The organism is Kitasatospora sp. NPDC088346, assembly GCF_044740765.1.
Lineage (GTDB): Bacteria > Actinomycetota > Actinomycetes > Streptomycetales > Streptomycetaceae > Kitasatospora.
This window is the reverse complement of record NZ_JBIURH010000044.1, coordinates 55,077-62,573: the sequence shown is the minus strand read 5'-3', so window position 1 is coordinate 62,573 and position 7,497 is coordinate 55,077. Positions and strand designations below refer to the sequence as shown.

At 73.1% G+C, this 7,497-nt stretch carries 4 protein-coding genes; 2 read left to right on the top strand and 2 right to left on the bottom strand.

Annotated elements, in window-relative coordinates; translation table 11 throughout:
* Positions 1 to 370 precede the first annotated feature (370 nt).
* On the top strand, positions 371 to 3,007 hold the full coding sequence (locus ACIOFR_RS34010) for a hypothetical protein (RefSeq protein WP_401003311.1): 2,637 nt from the start codon (positions 371 to 373) through the stop codon (positions 3,005 to 3,007).
* Positions 3,008 to 3,059: 52 nt separating this feature from the next.
* Positions 3,060 to 4,013 carry a Gfo/Idh/MocA family protein gene (locus ACIOFR_RS34005; RefSeq protein ID WP_401003309.1) on the top strand — a complete coding sequence of 318 codons (954 nt, stop codon included), beginning with the start codon at positions 3,060 to 3,062 and terminating at the stop codon, positions 4,011 to 4,013.
* A 326-nt stretch (positions 4,014 to 4,339) separates the two neighbouring features.
* Here the strand turns inward: ACIOFR_RS34005 and ACIOFR_RS34000 are convergent, their stop codons facing one another.
* Together ACIOFR_RS34000 and ACIOFR_RS33995 are read right to left on the bottom strand one after the other, a co-directional pair.
* Entirely contained in the window at positions 4,340 to 5,590 is a 1,251-nt protein-coding gene (locus tag ACIOFR_RS34000; protein WP_401003307.1) for a hypothetical protein, read from the bottom strand.
* A 191-nt stretch (positions 5,591 to 5,781) separates the two neighbouring features.
* Entirely contained in the window at positions 5,782 to 7,488 is a 1,707-nt protein-coding gene (locus ACIOFR_RS33995) for a SpoIIE family protein phosphatase (protein ID WP_401003305.1), read from the bottom strand.
* Positions 7,489 to 7,497: the final 9 nt, after the last annotated feature.

Below are 7,497 nucleotides of genomic sequence, written 5' to 3'. Positions count from 1 at the left end.
ATCGGCCGCACCCACGACGAAATCGCCCAGGCCCGCGACGCCTGGACGACCGGCCACCGCTTCGGCGACGTCCACGGCTACGACGGCCACCGACTCCCCGCCCCCACCCTGCCCCAACTGCCCCTCAAACCAAGGGGCAGGACACGCTGACCCACACCATCCACGAGCGGGGAGCCGACGGCCGGCTCGGTCGGCGAGGGACGAGATGCTTTCGGACTGGCGCTGGCGGGTGTCCGCGCCCGAGGAAAGGTGCGTATACCTCCCGAGCTCCTTGTGGCATCCCGCCGAAACCTGACAGGATGTCAGATATTGGCCTCCCTCGGGTGACGCGCATGGGGCACCTCCGGGGCGGTGTGGAGAAAGGGGCAGGATGGCACGGGTGAACCTGCGGGCCGCGTTCATGAGCGGGCTGTCGTCCACCGTCACGGCACAACAGGTCTTCACCAACCGGGTCGACGAGGTAGCGGCCTTCAACCGGTCGGTGGACGGCCTGCGCCGGACGTTGGACGAGGCCGAGGTCTCGCCGGTCGTCGACCGGGCGCAGGGTCGCCGCAACGTTCTGACGCTCTACGGGGTCGGCGGCATAGGCAAGACCACGCTCTCCCACGAGCTGGAGCGCCGGCTGCTCGCCGATGCCGCCGACGAGGACCGCGACGACGCCGTGACCGTGCGGGTCGACCTCTCCGAGGACGGCGCCTGCGACATCGAGAGCCTGCTGCTGCGCCTGCGGGCCGGGCTGGGACAGTTGGGAAGCCGTTGGCCCGCCTTCGACCTGGCCCTCGCCTCGTACTGGGCCCGCGCGCATCCCGGGGAAGCCCTCCAGGACTTCCTCGACGCCTCACCGGCCCTGCGTCGCGCCTCCCGCAGTGTCCGTCTCGGCGATCAGATCGCCGAGACCGTACGGGACGTCGACCCAGGGGGGCTCGGCGGTTTGACCGGGCTGGCGCACCGCGCGGCCCTGGCCACCTACCGCGCGGTCCGGGACCGGGTACGTGAGGGGCGGCTGCTGGCGGACTGCGAGCTGTTCGCCGAACTGATCGAGGCCGACGCCGACTACGAGACACTCTCCTACTTTCCATACCTACTCGCCTGGGATCTGGAGCGTCAGCCTCGCCGCGGCCGGACAGCCCGGCGACCGACGGTGTGCGTGTTCCTCGACACCTTCGAGGTGGTGAACGGCCATACCGACCGCGCGGTTGAGCGCCTGATCCAGCGGTGCGTCTACCTGATGCCCAACGTGCTGTTCGTGATCACCGGCCGCAACCGCATCGACTGGGCCGACACCGGGGTCGGCGGGGAGCTGGACTATGCCGGCCCCCAGTACTGGCCCAACCTGCACTTCAGCAACGACAGCCTCGAACCGCGCCAGCACCTGGTCGGCTACCTCTCGGACTCCGACGCGGAGAGCTATCTCAGTGAGGCGCTCGTCCGCGACGACGAGCCCGCCATGCCGGCCGAGGTCCGTCGGCGGATCATCGCCGGGGGCCAGGGACTTCCGCTGTACCTGGACCTGTCGGTGTCGCACTTCGCCGCACTCCTCGCCCGCGGCGGGCAGCCGTCGGCGGCGGACTTCGGCGGCTCGTTCACCGCGGTGGCCACCCGTTCGATCCGCGACCTGCCACGGGAGGAGCGCGACCTCGTCCGTACCGCGGCACTCACCGACCGGGTCGGAGCAGACCTGCTGCGGGCCGGGCAGCCCAACGTTTCGGACGGCAGCGTGGTCAGGTTCCTGCGCCGGCCCTTCCTGACGCATGACGACGCCTACGTGCTGCCGTACGCCCTGCACGCGGCGCTGCGCCACGCCATCGGCGAGGCGGACCGGACACTCCCGGACGGTTGGTCCGACCGCGACCGCAGCGAGGTCGCGGCCCGGCTGCTCGCCTGGCTCGGCGAGCGCCTCGGGCCGTCCGCCGGTCGGGTCACCGTCGCCCAGGCACTCGAATCCGGCCTGAAGCTCTCGGCGGCGCACGGGGTCTTCCAAGACTGGATGGCACGCGCCACGCAGCGCCTCGTCGAAGCCGGACAGTGGACGGAGCTCGGCACCGGGCTCAGTGCCGAACGGGCCGCGGCACCTGAGTACCGGGCCGTCGTCGCCGCCATACGGGGTGTCCAGCTGCGCCGTACCGGCCGTGCGGCAGACGCGGTCGAGTTGCTCGGCACCGCGGGCGAGGGCGTACGGCCGGGCAGCGCGACAGCGCAACTGGTGCAGATCCACCTCGCCCACGCACTGCGCAACCACGGTGACTACACCGAGGCTGCGCAGATCTACCGTGCGCTGGTGGGTGGCGAGTTCGATACGGCGGCCCGGTACTGGCTCTGCGACTTCGACTACCTCAACGGACGGTTCGGAACGGCTCTCGGTTCGCTGCGGGAGCAGCGCAGCCGCGGGCCGGAGGACGAGGGCGAACGGCTCCGGTTGATCGGGCACATCTGGCGGGTGAACGCCCGCTTCGACGAGGCGGCCGCCGTCTACGGGCAGGCGATCGACCTGGCCCGCCGCGAGGGCCTGGCAGCCGCGGAGGCGAAGGCGCTAACCAACCTGGCGCAGACCGCGTGCTGGTCCGGCGACACCGCGGTGGTCGCGGACGCGGCCGCCCGGGCGCGTGACCTGCTCGACCTGGTGCCGAACCCCGTCGAGCTGGTCAAGATCCGTTCCGCCGAGGCGGTCGCGCTCGGGGTGGCGGGCGAGGCAGGGGCGGCCGGTGAGGCGGTCCGGGGTACCCGGGAGTTGGCGGACGGCATCGGCTACCGCGGCGGCCACAACCTGGCCGACGTGGCCCAGATCCTGCTCGGCGTGCTCGGTGGTGACCACGACGGCGCCCGCCGCACGCGGGCCGAACTCGACGCGCGTACGCGCAGGTCGGGCGGGAACACCTACTGGGTGCCGATCGTCACCAGCTGGATCGACGGCGTGCCCGAGGCGACGGAGCACGACCTGCGGGTCGATTGGGTGGACGGTCCGGCCGTGTCGTTGGGGCGGTGGGCTGAGGTGTCCACGCGACGATGAGGACCCGGAGCCCCGGGCCGCGAGGGCGAACCGGACGAGGGGAAGAGCGCGCATGACCAACCCGGTACGAGTCGGCCTGGTCGGGCTCGGAGTCATCGCCGAGACCCACCTCGCCGTCCTCGCCGAACGTCCTGACGTACGGCTGGAGTTCACCGTCGACCCCGGGCGCGTGGCGCCGGTGGAGTTCCGGGGCTCGACCCCGGCCCACCACGGCGACCTGGACCGGGCCCTCGACGAGCATCGACCCGACTTGGTGGTCCTCGCCACTCCGACGGAGACGCACGCCGAGCTGACGTCCCTGGCCCTGCTCCGCTCCACGGCCCGGCTGTTGGTGGAGAAGCCGCTCGTGCACGATTGCGCCGCCCTCGCCGAGCTGCGCGAACTGGAAGGAAAGGCCGATGTGCGCGGCCGAGTGTTCACCGCTCACCACTTCGCCTTCTCGCCCGAGGTCGACTGGGCGGCGGAACTGCTCGCCTCCCACCCCGACTGGGGGCCGGTCACGGCCGTCACCTCGGCGTTCTACGACCCCTACGTCCTGCGCGGGCCCGAGGCCTTCGCGTCGTACGTGTCCAGCTGGATGGACTCAGGGGTGAACCAGCTCAGCATGCTCACCCGCTTCGTCGACCTCACCGGACTCACCTCCGCACGGGAGACGGACAGTGGCGCGAGTGCGTGGTGCACCGTGGACTTCCGCTCCCGGGGCGAGGTGGGCACGGCCCGGCTGCGCAGCAGCTGGCTGACCGGTTCCAGCAGCAAGGAGAGCAGCCTGGTGTTCGGCCGTTCGGGAGTGGAGGTCTGGATCGACCACACCGCTATGACCGGATTCGCGGCCCGAGGCGACGACCTGCTGGCGACCTTCGGCACCGACGGCCGGACTCCCCGGAAGGTGGCCCACTACAGCCCGCTCTACGACAGCCTGCTCTCCGGCCGGCCGGACCCGGTGCTCGGGTTCGACACGGCGGCGACGATCACGAGCATCCACGGAGCGGTGCCAAAAGCGCGGTAGCTCCCGGTCACGGTCGGTCGCGGCCTCCGTTGGACGGGCGTGCGCCCGGGGCCGGTCGCCCGTCGAGCAGTTCGTCCCGCCATGGCAGCGCCAGGACCCCCGTGGCCCGCTTGCACGGCTCCACGTCTCCGGCCGGCAGCTCGATCACCGGTGCCAGTTCCAGGCGCCGGAGCAGCCGGGCGAGGTCGTGGTGGCGGGCGTCGGTGCTGTCGCATCGGCGTGCTTCGCCGCCACGTGATGTCGCACCGGGCCCGTCGGGGCCGGCGTGCCCGTGGTCGGGGGTGCGGGGGGCTCGAATCCGCCGCCGGTGTGCCGGTGCGGGCGGGTCAGTCCTGCGTGTCGTGGCCCTCGTCGTCGCCGCGGCGGCGGAGCACTCGTCCGGCGATCCCGCCGGAGATCCTGCCCGTCACCGATCTGGCCCGGTCGAGGGTTTCGCTGCCGAGGCGCCGGGCGGCGTCGACGCCCTCCGCTCCGGTTTCGAGCACCTTGTCCCTGGCCTCCGCGGCCGCGTCCACCCATCGTCGGGCGTCCGACGACCGTCGGGCGTGCTCGATGCCGAGCCGCTCGTGGAAGTCGACGACGGCGATCGCGACCTGGTTGCTCGACTGCACCACGGCCGGTGAGGCGGCCGGGTGCAGCAGCACCTTGGTGTTGGCCGTGCCGACGGCCGCGTCCATGCGGGCCATCAGCCGTTCGGTGCTCCGTGCGACGAGTTCCATCCGGTTGCGTCGGGCGGCCCGCAGTCCGAGGCGATGCCGGTCCAGCTCGTCGGGGGCCGCGTCGAGCACGCGGTCGAGTTCGAGGACGGCGACGGCGTCGTGCAGTTGGAGGCAGCGGGCCAGGACGGCGAGCCACTCCCGCACGGTGGTCTCCGCGTCCTTGAACACCTTCGCGAGATCACCGACCTTGGTCCTGCCCTCCATCTTCTCCGCGAGCGCGTCGAGTCGGCGAAGGGCGTAGACCTGGGTCCGCACGACCGTCATCGACAGGGCCTGCACCTTCGACCAGGTGATCTCGGAGACCCGACCCACCTGCTCCCGGACGGCCATGGCCTCCTCGATGACGACGCCCGCGCCGATCATGTCGGCCAGTACCGCGTCCGTCTGGGCGCGCAGCACGTCGTCGACCTTCTCGTCGATCGCGGCGAGGTAGTCGGTGATCTCGTCCATGGTCTGCTGCATCGCGAGCTGCGCCATGAGCCCGGCGGCACCGGCCAGATGGGCCGGGTTGCTGAGGAACGATCCGGGTGACCTCGCCAGTTCGAGGAGTCCCTTGATCCTGCCGTTCTCCGTCAGCACGGCGCGGCTGACGCCCTCGCTCGAACCCTTCATCAGCCCGTACTTCTTGAGGGCCTGCGCCGACTCCCCGGTCAGCTTCACCCAGCGACCCGAGTCGGCCGCGATTGCGGAGGCCGCCTGCGCGGCTCCGGACACGGCACCGAGGGCGGACCCGAGCCGGGGCAGCCCGAGGTCCTTCGACGGCAGTCCTTCGGAGACGAGGAAGCGGTCGACGGCCGTCGGGCTCCCGATGACCGCCAGGCCGTCGCCGTCGCTGACCAGGTGGAGGTCGTCATCCATACGTCGGCTCCTGAGGTGGCGCTTCGCAGTTGAGGGCGTGATCGGTGTGCGCGGCGGTGGCCGGGAAGCGGGGCCGGGTCCTCGGGCGACAGAGGTTCTCCGGCCGCCCGTCCGGCGACCTCGACGGTCCGACGCTACCCCGGCCCGCGCCGCCCCGAGTGCGTTCTGTCGCCTTTGGTGCGCACGGGAGTTCAGCGGGTGCGGGGCCGGGCGGCGAGCAGGGCGGTGTCGTCGTCGGCGGGCTGGTCGGCGAGGCGTTCGAGGACGGTGTCGAGGAGGTCCTCCAGACCGCCGGAGGCGGGCAGCGGGAGGCCGGCGAGCCGGGCGAGCGAGACGTCGATGTCCTCGCCGCGGCGTTCGACCAGGCCATCGGTGTAGAGCAGCAGGGTCTGGCCGGGGGTGAGGGGGAGAGCGGCCTGTTCGTAGTCGGCGAGTCCGGTGCCCAGCGGCGGGCCGGTGGGGACGCGGACGAGTTCGGTGGGCCGGCCCGGGGTGATGAGGGCGGGCGGGAGGTGGCCGGCGCTCGCGAGGGTCCAGCGGCCGCGGGCCGGGTCGGCGAGGGCGAGCAGGCAGGTGGCGGGGCGGGCGGACTCGTCCTCGGTGATGACGGTGTCGAGCTGGCGCAGGATGCGGTGCGGTGGCAGGTCCATTCCGGCGGTGTAGCGCAGCATCGAGCGGTAGGTGCTCATGTCGACCGCGGCCTCCACCCCGTGCCCCATGACGTCGCCGATGACCAGCAGGGTGCGGCCGAACGGCAGTCGCACGGTCTCGTACCAGTCGCCGCCGACCACCGAGGTGCTGCCCGACGGCAGGTAGCGGGTGGCGAGTTCCAGGTTGGGGTGCGGCCTGGCCGGCTCGGAGAGCAGGGCGCGTTGCAGGTCGAGGGCGACGTGCTGGGAGCGGGTGTAGTGCTGCGCGTTGTCGAGGGCGAGTGCCGCGTGGCGGGCGAGGTCGCCGACGAGTGCGCGGTCGTCCCCGGTGAAGCGGGCGTGCGGGCCGGGCCGGCGGGCGAGGAGCAGGACACCGATGGTGCGGCCGCGCGCGACCAGCGGGACCACCAACAGGACGCCGGCGCCGGCCGCCCGGAAGCCCTCCGGGCCCGCGGACGCGCCGGCGTCGCCGGACAGGTCGAGGTCGGTGGCCCGGCCGGTGCCGAGGGCCGCGACGACGGCGGAGTCGCGGGCGTACCGGACGCCCCGGCCGGGCTGGGCGAGCGCCGAGAGGTCGCCGTCCCCGTCGGGACGGGCGGCCAGGGCGGCGCGGTGCAGGCGGACCCGGTCGCCGATGTGCGCGGTGTGGTCCGTCGGGAGCAGGTCGACCGCGGCGAGGTCGGCGAGATTCCGGGCGAGGACGAACCGGGCCAGTTCCGAACCCGTCCGGTCGGTGTCGAGGGTGGTTCCGATCTCGTCGGAGGCGGCCTCGATCAGGGCGAGGCGCGCGGCGGCGCCCTCCTCCGGGTCGGTGCCGGTTCCGTCCGCCGGGACGACGACGGCGACCACACCGGCCGTTCCGCCGGGTACGGTGACCCGCCGGCACCGCAGGCGGAGGGCCGCCGCCGCGCCGCCCGGCCGCAGGAGGCCGGTGGTGCCCTCGGCGGACGGGTCGGGGAGCCCCGCCAGGACCTGGGCGAGGACGGGCGCCGCTCCCGCCAGCGCGGTCTCCTCCACCGGGTGGCCCAGCAGGTCGCGGGAGCGCAGCCCGGTGGCCCGCTCGAACGCGGGGTTGGCGTACTGCCAGCGCAGCCGGTGATCGGCGACGGCGACGGCCGCCGGGACGTGGTCCAGGGCGCCGAGCAGCAGTTCCGTGGCGCTGTCGGCCGCTGGGGCCGGGGCCTGCGCCCGGTCGTCGCCCCCGGGTGCCTGGCTGTGCACCGTGCCGCTCTCCCTCGTGACGCTCACCGCCGGCGT